At 41.2% G+C, this 17,032-nt stretch carries 17 protein-coding genes and 1 pseudogene; 10 read left to right on the top strand and 8 right to left on the bottom strand.

All coding sequences use genetic code 11. From position 1 onward, the window contains the following. The first annotated feature begins 55 nt into the window (after positions 1–55). From rplQ to ctlX, 6 genes are all read left to right on the top strand, one after another. Positions 56–550, top strand: a complete 495-nt coding sequence (rplQ, locus tag OQ279_RS12450) for a 50S ribosomal protein L17 (RefSeq protein WP_266070255.1) — start codon at positions 56–58, stop codon at positions 548–550. 165 nt (positions 551–715) lie between these two features. Next, positions 716–1,837, top strand: coding sequence for a glutamine-hydrolyzing carbamoyl-phosphate synthase small subunit (carA, locus tag OQ279_RS12455; protein ID WP_266070256.1), 1,122 nt, complete (start codon positions 716–718; stop codon positions 1,835–1,837). 397 nt (positions 1,838–2,234) lie between these two features. Beyond that, positions 2,235–3,527: a phosphopyruvate hydratase gene (gene eno, locus OQ279_RS12460; protein ID WP_266070257.1), complete on the top strand. Its 1,293-nt coding sequence runs from the start codon at positions 2,235–2,237 to the stop codon at positions 3,525–3,527. Between the two features lie 275 nt (positions 3,528–3,802). Continuing rightward, on the top strand, positions 3,803–5,092 hold the full coding sequence (locus OQ279_RS12465) for a citrate synthase (RefSeq protein WP_266070258.1): 1,290 nt from the start codon (positions 3,803–3,805) through the stop codon (positions 5,090–5,092). A 214-nt stretch (positions 5,093–5,306) separates the two neighbouring features. Next, positions 5,307–6,221, top strand: coding sequence for a dimethylarginine dimethylaminohydrolase family protein (locus OQ279_RS12470; protein ID WP_266070259.1), 915 nt, complete (start codon positions 5,307–5,309; stop codon positions 6,219–6,221). Positions 6,222–6,227: 6 nt separating this feature from the next. Continuing rightward, entirely contained in the window at positions 6,228–7,160 is a 933-nt protein-coding gene (ctlX, locus tag OQ279_RS12475; protein ID WP_266070260.1) for a citrulline utilization hydrolase CtlX, read from the top strand. A gap of 39 nt (positions 7,161–7,199) precedes the next feature. Here ctlX and OQ279_RS12480 read toward each other — a convergent pair whose 3' ends face one another. Next, on the bottom strand, positions 7,200–7,640 hold the full coding sequence (locus OQ279_RS12480) for a hypothetical protein (protein ID WP_266070261.1): 441 nt from the start codon (positions 7,638–7,640) through the stop codon (positions 7,200–7,202). 111 nt (positions 7,641–7,751) lie between these two features. Between OQ279_RS12480 and argS the strand changes: the two genes are divergently transcribed. From argS to OQ279_RS12500, 4 genes are all read left to right on the top strand, one after another. After that, positions 7,752–9,521: an arginine--tRNA ligase gene (gene argS / locus OQ279_RS12485; RefSeq protein ID WP_266070262.1), complete on the top strand. Its 1,770-nt coding sequence runs from the start codon at positions 7,752–7,754 to the stop codon at positions 9,519–9,521. 421 nt (positions 9,522–9,942) lie between these two features. Next, positions 9,943–11,271: a signal recognition particle protein gene (gene ffh, locus OQ279_RS12490; RefSeq protein WP_266070263.1), complete on the top strand. Its 1,329-nt coding sequence runs from the start codon at positions 9,943–9,945 to the stop codon at positions 11,269–11,271. Between the two features lie 80 nt (positions 11,272–11,351). Continuing rightward, on the top strand, positions 11,352–11,726 hold the full coding sequence (locus OQ279_RS12495; RefSeq protein WP_266070264.1) for a four helix bundle protein: 375 nt from the start codon (positions 11,352–11,354) through the stop codon (positions 11,724–11,726). Positions 11,727–11,791: 65 nt separating this feature from the next. After that, positions 11,792–12,685 (top strand): bifunctional 5,10-methylenetetrahydrofolate dehydrogenase/5,10-methenyltetrahydrofolate cyclohydrolase, encoded by an 894-nt coding sequence (locus OQ279_RS12500; protein WP_266070265.1) that lies wholly within the window; start codon positions 11,792–11,794, stop codon positions 12,683–12,685. 7 nt (positions 12,686–12,692) lie between these two features. Here OQ279_RS12500 and OQ279_RS12505 read toward each other — a convergent pair whose 3' ends face one another. The 7 genes and pseudogenes from OQ279_RS12505 to OQ279_RS12535 form a co-directional block, all read right to left on the bottom strand. Next, entirely contained in the window at positions 12,693–13,100 is a 408-nt protein-coding gene (locus tag OQ279_RS12505; protein ID WP_266070266.1) for a YkvA family protein, read from the bottom strand. A gap of 18 nt (positions 13,101–13,118) precedes the next feature. Next, positions 13,119–14,138: an AI-2E family transporter gene (locus OQ279_RS12510; RefSeq protein WP_266070267.1), complete on the bottom strand. Its 1,020-nt coding sequence runs from the start codon at positions 14,136–14,138 to the stop codon at positions 13,119–13,121. Positions 14,139–14,148: 10 nt separating this feature from the next. Next, positions 14,149–14,574: a VOC family protein gene (locus OQ279_RS12515; protein WP_266070269.1), complete on the bottom strand. Its 426-nt coding sequence runs from the start codon at positions 14,572–14,574 to the stop codon at positions 14,149–14,151. 4 nt (positions 14,575–14,578) lie between these two features. Then, the gene (locus OQ279_RS12520; protein ID WP_266070270.1) at positions 14,579–14,818 is read right to left on the bottom strand and encodes a DUF7218 family protein; all 240 of its coding nucleotides are present in this window, start codon (positions 14,816–14,818) and stop codon (positions 14,579–14,581) included. 53 nt (positions 14,819–14,871) lie between these two features. Continuing rightward, positions 14,872–15,726 carry a 23S rRNA pseudouridine(2604) synthase RluF gene (gene rluF, locus OQ279_RS12525; protein ID WP_266070271.1) on the bottom strand — a complete coding sequence of 285 codons (855 nt, stop codon included), beginning with the start codon at positions 15,724–15,726 and terminating at the stop codon, positions 14,872–14,874. Between the two features lie 17 nt (positions 15,727–15,743). After that, on the bottom strand, positions 15,744–16,301 hold the full coding sequence (locus tag OQ279_RS12530) for a hypothetical protein (RefSeq protein WP_266070272.1): 558 nt from the start codon (positions 16,299–16,301) through the stop codon (positions 15,744–15,746). A 349-nt stretch (positions 16,302–16,650) separates the two neighbouring features. Continuing rightward, positions 16,651–17,032: pseudogene (locus tag OQ279_RS12535) on the bottom strand (LD-carboxypeptidase); the annotation flags it as partial.

A 17,032-nucleotide genomic window follows, 5' to 3' on the forward strand; every position in this document is an offset into this window, starting at 1 on the left:
ATCATAATTTGCTCCTCAAAATGGGTCGCAGCAAGATGATGAAACAAAAAACGTCATGAGACACGGAAAAAAGACAAATCACCTGGGTAGACAAACAGCACACCGTAAGGCTATGCTTGCAAATATGGCTTGTTCTCTAATTGAGCACAAACGTATTAACACTACTGTGGCAAAAGCAAAAGCTTTAAAGCAATTTGTTGAACCATTGGTAACCAAGTCTAAAGAAGATACTACTCACAACAGGAGAATAGTATTTAGCAAACTTCGCGACAAGAATGCAATTTCTGAATTGTTCCGCGAGATTGCTCCTAAGGTTGGTGATCGTCCGGGAGGATACACCAGGATCATTAAACTTGGAAACAGGTTAGGTGATAATGCAGATATGGCACTTATTGAACTTGTAGATTACAACGAAATCTATAACGTGAATAAGCCAGAGAAGAAGAAATCTACTCGTAGAGCTGGTAGAAGTAAAAAGTCTTCTGATGCTGCACAAGCAAAACCTGAGGCTTCTGCTGAAGATAAAAAAGACGAAGGAAACAAGGAATAGATATGATTCTTGATTCTTAATTTCTTAAAAAGGATAAGCCGTTAAAGCTTATCCTTTTTTTATACCCTCACGCCAGGGTGCCAAAAAAGTTACTTTGAAACCGAAATTTAAAATCAAATAATCCTTAATAAAATTTATTTTTGTGAAGGATAAAGACGAGCAATCATGAAATACCAAGCAAGAAAAAAAGCCATTTTACTACTTGAAGACGGCACCATCTTCCATGGCAAAGCGGTGGGAGATAAGGATGGAAAGGCCTTTGGAGAGGTCTGTTTCAACACGGGAATGACAGGATACCAGGAAATTTTTACAGATCCGTCTTATTTCGGGCAAATTATGGTCACCACCAATGCCCATATAGGTAATTACGGTGCAAATGAAAATGAGAAAGAAGCTGAGAAAGCCCAGATCTCTGGTTTGGTGTGCAAGAATTTCAGTTATTATCAATCGCGTCCTGCAGCCAATGAAACGCTTCAGCAATTCCTTGATCGCAGTGAGCTCTTCGCGATATCAGATATTGATACCCGTGCCCTGGTTACCTATATCAGGGAAAATGGGGCTATGAATGCAGTTTTAACCACCCAGTTTGAAGATTTAGAGGCCCTGAAGCAGGAACTTGCCAATGTTCCCGATATGAACGGTCTCGAACTTGCCTCAAAGGTTTCTACCAAAGAGCCTTATTTCTTCGGAAATGAATCTGCCCGCTTTAAAGTCGCCGTACTTGATGTGGGGGTCAAAAAGAGCATTTTAAAGCACCTGGCTTCACGTGATGTATATTGCAAGGTGTTTCCTTATGATACTACTTATGCCCAAATGAAAGAGTGGGAGCCAAACGGTTACCTTCTTTCCAATGGTCCCGGCGATCCCGAACCTCTCAAAAATGCCATTCAGGTGGCTAAAGATATAATTGCTGAAGATAAACCGCTTTTTGGAATTTGCCTTGGTCACCAGATCATTGCCCTGGCAAATGGCATCTCAACATACAAAATGCACCATGGCCACAGGGGGATAAATCATCCTATTCTTAACCTGGAAACCGGAAAAGGGGAGATTACCTCACAAAATCATGGTTTTTCAGTGAATAAAGAGGAAACTGAAGCCCATCCCGATGTTGTTGTGACCCATACGCACCTAAATGATCAAACCGTGGCAGGAATTAGGATGAAAAATAAGAACTGTTTCTCAGTTCAGTATCATCCTGAAGCCAGTCCCGGGCCAAATGATGCTCATTATCTGTTCGATGAGTTTATTCACAACCTAATAGGCCAAGAAATCACAGCTGAATAATTTTCAGAAGATCAATGTGTAGCATTACCCTTCAAAAATGCCATTTTTGAAGGGTAATTTTTTTTGTCTTTTTATTTCTGAAGTAAATTTCAGGCTAAGATTATTTTTCCTTCGGAAGTAGTTACTGAATAAATTTTCAGCATTTTTCTGAACTTTTTCCGAAGGGAATAATGGCAACTTCCTTTAAGTTTTTGAAGAAATTTCCGAAGAAATTCTGCTGTTTTTAACCTGGGGAAATTTGAAACCGCGCTTCCGAAGATTTAGAAGCTATCTACATCGTTCTCGTTAATAAATTTCTCTTAATTCCTTTGAACTAAAGGCTTTGGTTTTTACTATTCTTTTGAAGTATTCGTATCTTGCAGGGGCTAAAAAAGATAATTAATTAAAATTTCTAAATATGAGCGTTATAATAAACATACATGCCCGCCAGATTTTTGATTCTCGCGGTAATCCAACTGTTGAAGTTGATGTAGAAACTGAAAATGGAACCATTGGAAGAGCAGCAGTCCCTTCAGGAGCCTCTACCGGGGAACATGAAGCGGTTGAACTACGTGATGGTGGCAGTGATTACATGGGTAAAGGTGTGCTACAGGCTATAAAGAACGTGAATGAAGTAATTGCTGAAGAGCTTCTTGGATATTCTGTTTTCGATCAAAATATTATTGACCAGGTAATGATTGAGCTTGACGGTACAAAGAACAAATCTAAGCTTGGGGCAAATGCCATTCTTGGTGTTTCTTTGGCAGTAGCAAAGGCTGCGGCAAATGAACTTAATATGCCGTTGTATCGCTACGTGGGTGGTGTGAGCGCAAACACGCTTCCTGTTCCCATGATGAATATTATTAACGGTGGCTCTCACAGTGACGCTCCTATTGCGTTTCAGGAGTTCATGGTGATGCCCGTAAAGGCCAAGAATTTTTCTGAAGCTCTTAAAATGGGTACTGAGATTTTCCATAACCTCAAAAAAGTACTTCACAAGAGAGGTCTAAGCACTGCTGTGGGTGATGAAGGTGGTTTTGCGCCAACTTTAGACGGAACAGAAGATGCTTTAGATACTATTTTACAATCTATCAAAAACGCAGGTTACAAACCGGGTGAAGAAGTGATGATTGCTCTAGATTGTGCTTCGGCTGAATTCTACGAAAATGGCAAGTATGACTACACCAAATTTGAAGGAGAAAGCGGGAAGGTAAGAAGCAGCCAGGAACAGGCAGAATACCTTGCTGAACTTGTTTCAAAATATCCAATCATTTCTATAGAAGATGGAATGGACGAAAACGACTGGGAGGGATGGAAAGCTCTTACAGAAAAAGTTGGAGATAAAGTTCAGCTTGTAGGAGATGACTTGTTTGTAACTAACGTAGAGCGTCTTTCAAAAGGAATAGAAAACAACATAGCGAACTCTATCCTTATTAAAGTGAACCAGATTGGTACGCTTACCGAAACTATTTCGGCAGTGAACATGGCGCACAACGCAGGTTATACCTCTGTAATGTCGCACCGTTCGGGAGAGACCGAAGATAATACTATTGCCGATTTAGCTGTGGCACTTAACACAGGTCAAATTAAAACCGGTTCTGCTTCGCGTAGTGACCGTATGGCAAAATACAACCAGCTTCTTCGCATTGAAGAAGAACTAGGAAGTGTAGCTTATTTCCCGCAGGAAAAAGCTTTCAAGGTTAAATTATAACAGGTACTTCACCTTTTTTCTAAGCCTTTCCCCTTCGGGAAAGGCTTTTTCTTTTAGAACATGATATTCGTCATCTCTGCAATATTTTGATCTTCCTATTTTTAAGAGAGTTCAGAATTAGGGAGATAACTGTTTTTTCGTCATTTCTAATAAGCTTTTAGGCTTGTTTTCAGTACTTGGGCCTTTGAGGAAAAGCTGTGTGCTGCCGAAAAATAAGGTAGAATTTTGTAAATTAGCAATCCTGAAAATAAATCATAAGAAAATCCATAACAAATATGTCAAAAGTAGCTACTATAAAAATTGATGGAAAGACCTATGACCTGCCAATGGTTGTAGGCACAGAGAAAGAAGTTGCCCTGGATATTACGCAGTTGCGAGGGCAAAGTGGAGCAATAACCTTAGATCCCGGATATAAAAATACGGGTGCTTGTGAGAGTGCAATTACTTTTCTTGATGGAGAAGAGGGGATCTTGAGATACCGTGGATATTCCATTGAAGAATTAGCTGAAAAAGCCGATTTTCTAGAAGTAGCTTATCTTTTAATTTTTGGGGAATTACCAACTGAGGTGCAGTTGCAAAATTTTAATACCGATATTCTCGATCAAAGCATCGTGAATGAGGATATGAAAACTGTGCTTAAAGGGTTTCCTCAAACAGCTCACCCAATGGGGGTCCTGGCTTCTCTTACCAGTGCACTAACCGCTTTTAATCCAAAGTCGGTGAATGTTGAGTCTGAAGAAGATATGTACCGGGCCATAGTGAAGATCCTTGCAAAATTCCCTGTTCTTGCAGCATGGACTTTACGCAAGAAGAACAACCAGGTGCTCTTTAATAAAGATACCAACATTGGTTATGTAGAGAGCCTCCTGAAAATGATGTTCCAGGATGATAACTCAAAAAAGACTTACAAGCAGAACAAGATTTTGGTCGATGCGCTAGATAAGTTGCTTATCCTTCATGCAGATCACGAGCAAAACTGTTCTACTTCCACAGTGAGAATTGTAGGTTCTTCTCATGCAGGTTTATTCGCTTCAATTTCGGCAGGAGTTTCTGCATTGTGGGGTCCGCTTCACGGTGGGGCAAACCAGGCTGTAATCGAGATGCTTGAGGAGATCAAAGCAGATGGTGGAGATACTTCAAAATTCATTGCAAAAGCAAAAGATAAAGACGATCCTTTCAGGCTAATGGGCTTTGGGCACAGGGTGTATAAAAACTTTGACCCAAGGGCAAGAATTATAAAGAAAGCTGCCGATGAAGTACTTGGCCAGCTGGGTGTTGAAGATCCAATTCTGGAGATTGCCAAGAGTCTTGAAAAGACAGCTTTAGAAGATCCGTACTTTGTAGAGAGAAAACTTTATCCAAACGTAGATTTCTATTCTGGTATTATTTACCGTGCTATGGGTATCCCGACAGAGATGTTTACAGTAATGTTTGCAGTTGGCCGTCTTCCGGGCTGGATTGCACAATGGAGAGAAATGCGCCTTAGAAAAGAACCAATTGGCCGTCCAAGACAGGTTTATATTGGAGAGACTAAACGTGCTTTCAAAGAAATTGAAAAGAGATAGGATGCTCAATTAATAATTAAAGTAAAAACTCCACTTTTTGTGGAGTTTTTCTTTTTTCAGGTGCCAGGTAAATCTAATTTTCTCACTCACAGAGATACCCGGAGTAAATCCTTCCGTAGAAAATAATTTTATAAAAAAAGTGCTGTAAATAAAGATTTTATGCATTTATAGAGGAGTGTTCCTTTTCTTATATTTGCAGCCAAATTGGGAGTTTATGATGAAACTAAATATTAAAAATGAGACTTCCCGTCTTAGGGCCGTGATCCTGGGAACGGCTGAGAGTCCGGGACCAACACCCGAATATGAGAATGCCTACGATCCAAAATCGGCAGAGCATATCAAGGCCGGCACCTACCCTTTAGAAGAAGATATTGTGAAGGAGATGGAAGCTGTGCGGGAGGTATTGGAAAAATATGATGTTCAGGTTTTTCGTCCAAATCTCGTAAAAGATCTCAACCAGATCTTTACACGCGATATAGCTTTTGTGATTGACGACATGTTTATAAAGGCCAACATTCTCCCAGATCGTGAAGAGGAAATTGAGGCTATTCAATATGTTATTGACCAGATTGACCCCAATAAGGTGATCGAGCTGCCCGAAGATGTTCATGTAGAAGGGGGGGACGTAATGCTTTACAACGATCATCTTTTTATAGGTGCTTATTATGGCGAAGATTATCCCCAGTTTATCACTGCGCGAACCAATCTCAATGGAGTAGAGCACATCAGGAAGATGTTCCCCAATAAAAAGGTTCACTCCTTTAATCTTAGGAAGTCCAATACCGAAGCGAGAGACAATGCGCTTCACCTCGACTGCTGTTTTCAGCCGGTAGGGAAAGGAAAGGCCATTCTCTATAAAGACGGGTTCCTTGATGAAAAGGAATACGAGTGGCTGGTAAATTTCTTCGGAAAAGAAAATATTTTTGAAATTACCCAGCAGGAAATGTATGATATGAATTCGAATGTCTTTTCAATTTCTGAAGATGTGGTGATTTCAGAAAGAAATTTCACCCGACTCAACACATGGCTTAGGGAAAACGGGATGACCGTTGAAGAAGTACCCTACGCCGAAATTGCAAAACAAGAGGGATTGTTGCGCTGTTCAACCCTGCCCCTTATAAGAGATTAATTGTACATGAAACAAATTACAGATACTGTACTAATGGTGCGGCCGGTGGCCTTCAGGATGAATGAGCAAACCGCTGTGAACAACTATTTTCAGGAAGGCCTGCATCTCGACAATGAGCAGATAAATAAAAAAGCCCAGGAAGAATTCGATGCGTTCGTTGAAAAACTCCGCAATGTTGGCGTGAATGTCATCGTGGTAGATGACGATAAAAAATTCGACACACCCGATTCGATCTTCCCAAACAACTGGGTGACTTTTCACGAAGATGCAACGGCAGCCATCTATCCTCTTTTTGCTGAAAACCGCAGAAGGGAACGCAGGGCTGAAGTTTTTGATAAAATTGAAGCAGAGGGCTTTCTCATTAAAGAGGTTATTGACTATACAAGCGCCGAGGAGGAAGAGCTTTTTCTTGAATCTACCGGTGTGCTTATTCTTGACAGGATCAATGAAAAGGCTTATTGTGCGCTCTCACCCCGTGCCAATGAAGAATTGCTAATTGAATTTTGTGAGGATTTTGAACTTACCCCGGTAATTTTTAATGCCTATCAGGATGTAGATGGTCGCAGAATGCCTATCTATCACACCAATGTGATGATGTGCCTGGCCGAAAATTTCGCGGTAATTTGCCTTGATAGTATCGACGACCCTAAAGAGAGCAAAAATGTGGTAAAACATTTAAAATCTGACGGGAAGCAGATCATAGAGATTTCTGAAGCACAATTACATCATTATGCCGGCAATATGTTGCAGGTGCAGGGCAGGGATGAAAAAAAATACCTGGTAATGAGTGAGGCGGCAAGAAAAAGCCTGCTCCCGGTTCAAATTGCAGCTATTGAGAAGCATTGTGAGATCTTGAGCAGTGACCTTACCACCATAGAAACCTGTGGGGGCGGCAGTGCCCGCTGTATGCTGGCCGAAATTTTTCTTCCGAAGAAATAAAACTACAAGCCCTTTCAAAAAGGGCTTTTTTGATGCCTCTTATTCCTGGTCTTCTATTCTTGGTAAAGCTTTATCTGCCTTGTAGTGACGCAATTTTTTGATAAAACTATGTACTTCGGTTTGACCGGCGCCGGCATGAATTTTAATAAAATACTGGTCTTTGTAAAAAGAGTATTCTTCAGCGCGACCTTTGTAAATCTTCAGCTTAAAAAAAGGAATTACCAGTGAATAAGTTTCGCCGGCAGCACTAAAGCTTATTAATACTCCTTTTGGCCGCATCTCTATATTGCAGTGATTTTGTGCCTGGCCTTCATTTAAAACGAGCAGGTTATAAATTTCTATGCTTGCTGCCGTGACAGGCAGTTCGTTAAAGCTGGTTTTTTTTAGCTCCTGTCTTTCCTCAAGGGTGAAAGGCTTGCCCACCAGTTCATTGATCTCTTCTCTCTTGTCAGCAAAATCACGGGAAATATTCAGTAGCATTTTCTTTTTTTCTAAAGGTAAGCATTTGCGCTCAAACCCTTTATACAACCTCAAAATTCTGTTATCTTTGCCACTTCCTGTAGAAGCCTGCAGGTAAAAAAAATAAAAGACATGAATGTTCAGGACGTACTCGCCGCACAGGTAAAAGAAGCGGTTAGCAATATTTTTAATGTAACGTTGGAGACGGTTGAGTTTCAACCTACCCGAAAGGACTTTGAAGGTGACATCACCCTGGTCACATTTCCTATGTTGAGGCAAATAAAAACCAGTCCTGTAAAGCTTGGGGAAGCCATAGGTGATTACCTGGTTGCCCATAACCAAGAGATCGAAAAGTTCAACGTAGTTCAGGGGTTTTTGAATATTGTCCTGGCCGATGCTTACTATCTCAATTTCTTCGGAAAAGTAAAAGATGATCCTGACTTCGGAAAAGCTTCTGTAGGTGAGGAATCTATCATGGTAGAATATTCTTCGCCAAACACCAATAAACCATTGCATTTAGGACACATCAGAAATAACCTTTTGGGGTATTCAGTTTCTGAAATCCTGAAGGCTTCAGGAAAAAAAGTTTACAAAACCCAGATCATCAATGACCGCGGAATTCATATTTGTAAGTCTATGCTCGCGTGGCAAAGATTTGGAAATGATGAAACGCCTGAGTCTACAGGTCTAAAAGGGGATAAACTGGTAGGGAACTACTATGTGAAGTTCGATAAGGCTTACAAAGAGGAGGTTTCTTATTTGCAGGCCCAGGGAAAGACCGAAGATGAGGCAAAAGCTGAAGCCCCTATTTTAAAAGATGCCCAGGAAATGTTGCGGAAATGGGAAGCGGGAGATGCTGAAGTTGTTGAGCTGTGGAAGACCATGAACCAGTGGGTATATGATGGTTTTGAGGAAACTTATGCTAAACTTGGGGTCGATTTTGATAAAAATTATTACGAAAGCAACACCTACCTGCTCGGTAAAAACGTAGTTGCCGAAGGTCTTGAAAAAGACATTTTTTACCGAAAGGATGATGGTAGTGTATGGATAGATCTTACCGATGAAGGCCTCGATGAAAAGATCGTTTTGCGAAGCGATGGTACGGCGGTTTACATGACACAGGATATTGGTACAGCGATACAGCGTGTAAAAGATTACCATATCAACGGGATGGTTTACACCGTGGGCAATGAGCAGGATTATCACTTCAAAGTGCTCTTTTTGATCCTGAAAAAATTGGGTTACGAATGGGCCGAAAATCTTTACCATTTGAGCTACGGAATGGTAGATCTTCCTAGTGGAAAAATGAAAAGCCGCGAAGGCACCGTGGTAGATGCCGATGATCTTATTGAAGAAATGACTGCCACCGCCAAAAATATTTCTGAAGAGCTTGGGAAACTCGATGGCTATTCGGAAGCTGAAAAAGAAGAACTCTATCGGATTATAGGCCTGGGAGCCTTAAAATATTATATTCTGAAGGTAGATCCGAGGAAGCGAATACTGTTTAATCCGGAAGAATCTGTAGATTTCCAGGGAAATACAGGTCCGTTTATACAGTACACCTACGCCCGAATCCAGTCTATACTTAGAAAAGCTGAATTTGATTACTCAAATCCTATTTTTGAGTACAGCCTGAATGAAAAAGAAAAACAACTCATCAAACAGCTTCAGCTTTACCCCGAAACTGTTCAGCTTGCAGCCGAAAATCACAGTCCGGCGCTTATAGCCAATTATACCTATGAGCTGGTAAAGGAATTCAATAGTTTCTATCAAAATGTGACTATTTTGGGAACCGAAGATGAGACAGAAAAGAACTTCAGGGTGCAGTTGTCAAAAGCTGTGGGAGATGTGATCAAATCTTCGTTCGCACTTTTGGGAATTCAGGTGCCCGAGAGAATGTAGGGGAAGTTAGATTTTAGAAATTAGAGGGTAGAAGTGTGAACGTGGCACTGCCGTCACTTCGAGTGAATTTTGACCCGCGGAAGCTGGGGAAAATTTGTATCGAGAAGACAGGCAGGGGAATTGGGAAGTTAGAATTACTAAATTAGAAGTAAGGGTTTAGAATTGCCGTCAGGTTGAGTGTTTTCCCTTAGCGGCAGCGAAAGTAAAATGTATCGAGACTAGAGGCAGAGTACAAGTTAAGAAGTAAACAAGAGGTGTTAAAAATGTCATTTTTGAGACCCCTTCCGAAGAAATGTTTAAAAATTTTTCCGAAAAGTGACATTTTTGGAGCAGATGTGAAGTTGAAAGTTTTCACTTCAGCCTCAAATCATTAAATTTGCAACTGCCTGTAAAACCCGGCAGTATTTAAATCTGAGAGAATATGTTCGAAAGTTTAAGTGATAAGTTAGATAATGCATTACACGTCCTCAAAGGACATGGGCAGATTACCGAAGTTAACGTTGCCGAAACTCTTAAAGAGGTAAGGCGGGCCCTTGTTGATGCCGATGTCAATTATAAAATTGCCAAAGAATTTACTTCTAAGGTAAAGGAAAAGGCACTTGGGCAAGACGTTCTTACCGCTCTAAAGCCGGGACAAATGATGGTAAAGCTGGTAAAAGACGAGCTTACCACGCTTATGGGTGGAGATGCCGAAGGGATTAACCTTTCTGGGAACCCATCGGTTATTCTTATGTCGGGTCTTCAGGGGAGTGGTAAAACCACTTTTTCGGGTAAGCTGGCAAATTACTTAAAGACCAAGAAATCTAAGAATCCTCTTTTAGTTGCCTGTGATGTGTATCGTCCTGCAGCAATTAATCAGTTGCACGTTGTTGGAGATCAGGTTGGGGTTGAGGTATTTAGTGATGAAGGAAATCAGGATCCTGTTGCTATTTCTAAAGCAGCCATTGCTCACGCAAAAGCAAACGGTCACAATGTGGTGATTATCGATACCGCCGGTCGTCTTGCTGTAGATGAAGCGATGATGACCGAGATCGCAAATATTCACAGTGCCATCCAGCCGCAGGAAACGCTTTTTGTAGTTGATTCCATGACGGGGCAGGATGCTGTTAATACAGCCAAAGCCTTCAACGACCGACTCAATTTCGACGGGGTTATCCTTACAAAACTTGACGGGGATACCCGTGGTGGAGCTGCGATCTCAATTAAGTCTGTAGTAAACAAGCCTATCAAATTTATTGGTACAGGTGAGAAGATGGATGCGATTGATGTTTTCTATCCTTCGCGTATGGCCGACCGTATCCTTGGAATGGGAGACGTTGTGTCTCTTGTTGAAAGGGCGCAGGAGCAATATGACGAAGAAGAAGCGAGAAAACTTCAGAAGAAGATAGCCAAGAACGAATTTGGGTTTGATGACTTTTTGAACCAGCTTCAGCAGATCAAGAAGATGGGGTCTATGAAAGACCTTATGGGGATGATCCCGGGAGCTGGAAAAATGCTGAAAGATGTGGAGATTGATGATGACGCTTTCAAGCCTATTGAAGCCATTATTCATTCGATGACACCAGAAGAACGTTCAAAACCATCAGTTATAAACGCCTCACGTAAGAAAAGAATAGGAAAAGGATCGGGCACCTCGGTACAACAGGTAAATCAGCTTTTAAAGCAGTTTAGCCAAATGAGTAAGATGATGAAAATGATGCAGGGCGGCGGCGGAAGAAAGATGATGCAGATGATGAAGGGAATGAAATAAGTGGTCAGTGTTCAGTGATCGGTGCCCAGTGTTCAGTGCTCAGTGTTCAGTGAGCAGCGAACATGATCTAAAACAGTATTATGAGATTTCAGGAGTTGTTAGCTTATCAAAAGTCCATTGAACTTTCAATGCAGATTTTTGAAGTTTCAAAATCCTTCCCAAGAGAAGAGATTTATTCTCTCGCTGATCAAATAAGGAGATCTTCCCGGAGTGTATCTGCTGCTATTGCTGAAGCTTATAGAAAACGAGATTATCCAAGGCACTTCGCCAGTAAACTGACAGATGGAGATGCCGAAAACTCTGAAACTCAGGTATGGCTTGAATACGCCTTTAGATGTTCCTACCTTCCTGAGGTTGAGTATCAAAGACTGGTCGGTGAGAGTGAGGAGGTTGGGAAACTAATAAATTACATGATCCTAAATCCCGGAAAATTTGGGGTGAAGAAGAGAGAATAAATTACATATTAAAAACTGATCACTGATCACTGACCACTGATTACTAATAACTGCACACTTAAAACATGGAGCTCCTCGACGGTAAAAAATTAAGCAACGAAATTCAGGATGAAATTGCCCTGGAAGTTCAAAAAATGAAAGAACGTGGGGAGAAGGTCCCCCATTTGGCAGCCATTATTGTTGGTAGCGATGGCGCCAGCTTAACCTACGTAAATGCCAAAGTTAATGCGTGTAAAAGGGTGGGATTTGAATCTTCCGAATACCGCATGTCTTCAAACACCAGCGAGATTGAACTCCTGGCCAAGATTGAAGAGCTTAATAACAACGACGATATTGATGGCTTTATAGTGCAGCTACCGCTTCCGCCACAAATCAATACTCAAAAAGTGCTTTTAGCGGTGAGTGCCGATAAGGATGTGGATGGTTTTCACCCTACCAACTTCGGAAAAATGTCTCTCGACATGTCCTCCTTTATACCTGCGACACCGTTTGGGATTCTTGAGATGCTTGAGCGTTACAACATCCCAACCAAAGGAAAACACACCTGCGTGATTGGTCGTAGTTACATTGTGGGAAGACCCATGAGTATCCTTATGGGGAGACAGGGATTCCCGGGTAATTCTACGGTAACTCTTACTCACGAATTCACAAAAAACATTACTCAAATCACTTCACAGGCCGATATCATTATCATTGCTGTAGGAATTCCTAATTTCCTGAAAGCAGAAATGGTAAAAGATGATGCTGTGGTAATTGATGTGGGAATAACCCGCGTTCCCGATGAAACCAAGCCAAAAGGTTACAGGATCACGGGCGATGTCGATTTTGAAAATGTTTCACAAAAGGCAAGTTACATCACTCCGGTGCCCGGTGGAGTTGGGCCTATGACCATTGCCATGCTTCTTAAAAATACACTGCTGGCCCGGGAGGAGCACCGTGCAAGAAGTAATGCTAAATAGATTCAGGTTAGGCGTTTAGTAATTTAGCCTCATCGATTTTCCAGTCGAGATAAGCATGTAAATCGGATTCAATGAACCGAACGGCGATTGTGAAAAGCGCAAAATCGTCTACATAGCCTACTCCCGGAAGAAAGTCGGGTAGCATATCCATTGGATTAAAAACGTAGAGCAGGGTCAATCCTATGGCGGCAATTGTGAACCACGGCATTTGATTGTATTCTCCTTTTCTATAGTCTTTTAGCATACCAAACATAAGCTTTCCCAGTTCGGCATATTTTTTCATGCCTGCACCTTTTAACTTTTTATCGATGGCATCTTTGTTCTTCATGACCACATCCAAATCCCCTTCATTAACTTTAGAAATTTCGGTCTCCAGATAGTCTTTGTTGATCTTCTTCTTTACATTTTCTAACATAGCATTTTTGTTTTATGGTTAAAGTTTGTTTTCTGTTTTTCCGTATTCATGCTTGTATATCTTTAAGATAAGCAAAAACAGAGATACGAGCAAAGGCCCGAAAATAAGCCCTATAAACCCAAACAATGGCACCCCAACCACAACCCCAAAAAGAGTAATAAGCGGGTGTACACTGGCAAGGCGGTTAAGAATGTAAAGCCGTAAGATATTGTCTGTAATTCCCACGATCACAAAGCCATAAATTACAATAAAAACCGCCTGCCATTCCATGCCCATTGAATAAAGCAGAATGGTTACTGGTACAATTCCTATGGCGGTACCAATAAAGGGTACCATGGCGCCAATGGCAGTAATTACGAACCAGAACAAGGGGTCGGGTACGCCTACAATGAGGTAGCCAATTAATGCAACTATTCCCTGGAAAAACGCCACCAGTGGAATACCTAAAGCATTAGATTTTACCATTTCATCGCCTTCGTGGCCTATAACCTCAAGATTGTTTTCACCCAACGGGATGTAAGAAATGATCATATCTTTAAGCCTGTCGCGGTTCATCAACATATAATACAGCAAAAAATACATAATACTTATTGCTATAAAAGCGTTAAACGTGCCGGCACCAAGGGACTGGAGGTTGTTAGAGAGCCAGTTGGCCACCCGGGCCGAATCAATACTCTGGCTAAGATCATAACCCACATAGATCTCAGCTTCATTAATTTGATCCTTTACTGCCTGCAACACCATTTCTGAATTTGCAACAGCCTTGCCTATTTTTGACGTGAGCATGATGGCAGTAAGGGTGATAGGTACCAGGATCCCAATGAAGGAAAGGAACATAAGCAAAGCGGCTGCTAATACAGGTTGCCATCGCTTTTCTACCAACCAGGTCATAGGCTTTCTTAGCACAACATAAAGGGTAATTGCGCCAAGCACTCCTGAGAGATAAGGTAAAATCTCCCGAAAGATTAAAACCAGCATGAATATAATGAGGAGTAGTACGAACAGTTGTCGCACTAAAGATGGTTTTAATCTGTTCATTGAAAAGTAATTATTTCTCGAATAACTGGTCTATATTTTTAAAAGCTTTGAATTCCAGCGCGTTTCCGCAGGGATCTTTAAAGAACATGGTGGCCTGTTCTCCTGCCTGTCCTTCAAACCGAATGTATGGCTCTATGACAAAATCAACATTTTTTGTTTTTAATTCCTGCGAGAAGGAATTAAAAGTTTCCCAATCCAGCACCACCCCAAAATGTGGAATGGGCACATCTTTTCCGTCTACAGGATTACTGCCGCTATTGTCAATTTCAGAAGCAGCTTTGTAATGTATTACCAGTTGATGTCCAAAAAAATTGAAATCTACCCAGTGATCACTACTTCTTCCTTCTTCCAGGTTTAAGGTTTCTCTATAAAATTTTCTTGCCTTTTCCAGATTGTCTACGGGAATGGCTAGGTGAAAAGGTTGGATCTTCTGCATTTTTTTAATGGTTGCGTAACGCGTTGATAAGTTCTTTCTTGCTCATTTTTGAACGTCCTTCTATCCCCACCTCTTTGGCTTTCTTATAAAGATCGTCTTTGCTACGGTCTTCATATTTATCGGCCTTACCACCTTTCTTACCTGTGTTCTCAGAATTGGCAATTCTTGCAGCTTTCTCCTTACTTGCCCCTTTATCTCTCAGGGCTTCGTATTGATCTTCGTTCTTGATGCGATTGTCTGGCATATCTTTTTTCTTAAAAATAAGCAGATATGCTCAATCATTTGCTTAATTGAGTGTTAAGATTCCCGGTTTCTTCTTTTACTTCGGAAGTTTTTCTGATTCTCCGGATTTTTTCCGAAGTTTTTCTTGGAAGTGGTATTGGAGGGTTTCGGCTTTGAACTCGCTGGTTTTTGCTCAACAGAAGCATCTTCTGTTTTACTTGATTCTCCCGTTAAGCGATCAAGGTCGTCCAGTTCCTTTTGGGTGAGATGACGATACTGCCCCACTGGCACATCAAGTTCAATATTCATGATGCGTATTCTCTTTAGCTTCACTACTTCATAACCTAGGTACTCGCACATTCTGCGAATTTGCCGGTTTAAACCCTGGGTGAGGATAATCCTGAAAACGAACTTGCTCAATTGTTCCACCTCACACTCGCGGGTAACGGTGTCTAAAATGGGAATTCCTGAAGACATTCTTTTTAGAAAGTCAGGCGTGATCAATCGGTCTACAGTAACTATGTACTCTTTTTCGTGATTGTTTCTCGCTCTAAGAATTTTATTGACAATATCCCCGTCGTCGGTGAGTAAAATCAGACCTTCACTGGGTTTGTCGAGTCTGCCAATGGGGAAGATTCGGGTAGGGAAATTTATATAATCTACAATATTCTTCTTTTCCGCCTGATTTGTAGTGCAAACAATGCCTATAGGTTTATTGAAAGCCAGGTAGACATTGTCTTTTTTTGGAGGCACAATGAGTTCGCCGTTCACCCGCACTTCATCTTCGGGGCTAACTTTTGTTCCCATTTCGGGGACCTTGCCGTTAATGGTTACCCGCCCCTGTTCAATGAGAGTATCGGCCTTACGGCGTGAGCAGTAGCCCACTTCACTTAGATATTTATTTAAACGGGTAAGGTTTTCAGAAGACATTCAGATGTATTAAAGAGTTAATCCCAATCTACCATAAAGTACTTGATTTTGGCATCATCGGGAATTTGGGAAGCCTGTATGCGGGTTTGCGTATCATAGCGCAGTTCTACGGGCAGCTGTTTTTTATCAATGGTTACATATACGTTCAATTCATCAATAAAAATCACGGCTGCGCTTAGAGTGTTCTCAATTCTCGAAATATCGTAGTTCTGCACAATATCCTGAAATGTACTTTCTTTTCCAAGACCTTTGGCCGTCTTATAACGGGGGTCGAGTACCTGGATGAAACCAATGGTACTGGTGGAGTCAAATGCCTGCACAGGTTCGATCAACAGGAGTTTGTTGCCCTGGTTATCATAAACTTCTATTTCATTGCTTTTCCTGTACAATTCGCTGTTACTCACCTGTTTTACAAGCGAATCTTCAGCAAAAATTGAATCGAGTTGATTAATTTTTATGTCGCTGGTCAATCGTCCTATACTATTAGAGGTAATGAGGAAAGGATCCTGTTCTTTTTCACAGGAAATCAGGAAGCCAGCAGTAACAAAAAGGAGGAGTAAAAAACTTTTTCGCATGATGTTTAGGTAATTTTTTAAAATTTAATGAGTTCCTCATTCCTTTATGAAGGGAATGGGGTTGACTTTTTATTTTCGGGTTTTTTAGGTTTGGTATGACTACTTCCTTTATTCACCCCGTCATTTATTTTTTATAGCTCCTGCTTCCCTCGCGCCCTTCTTTCTTCATGTATGAGCTCTGTATTTAAAATCTTCAGCATTTCACATAATGACCTTTCAGTAAACGAAATTTTCTCCAACTTCATATACCGAGGCAAAACTTCTTTAAAATGTCATTTGCCGAACGCCTTTAAAATTTTTATAAAAGTAAGAATTGTGAGGGATTGCCGGACTTTCTTACGGATCTAAATTAACGAACTGCCGGATTTAATAATGTGAAAGTTCCATCGTTCGCGTTCATTTTGGCCTGTATTCCGTTGGGAATAGTGAAGTTATCGCTAATGTGCCCAATCATGCTTCCAGAAAAGGCCGGAATTTTCAAAGGCTTTAAATAGTGGTCCAGAACTTCTTCCAGGGTTAGGGAGCCATAACCTCCGGCGCCTCCGGGGTCACAATCGCTACACTTTCCAAAGATAAAACCACTTATTTGTTCCAGAACCCCGCCCAGTTGTAGCTGTGACATCATCCTGTCTACGGCATAGATCTGTTCTCCTACATCTTCGAGGTAGAGAATTTTATTTTGCCAGTCGGTAGGAAAATAAGGGGTGCCCATAATATTGGTAAGTACAGAA

Source organism: Salinimicrobium profundisediminis (assembly GCF_026241755.1).
GTDB classification, from domain to species: Bacteria; Bacteroidota; Bacteroidia; order Flavobacteriales; family Flavobacteriaceae; genus Salinimicrobium; species Salinimicrobium profundisediminis.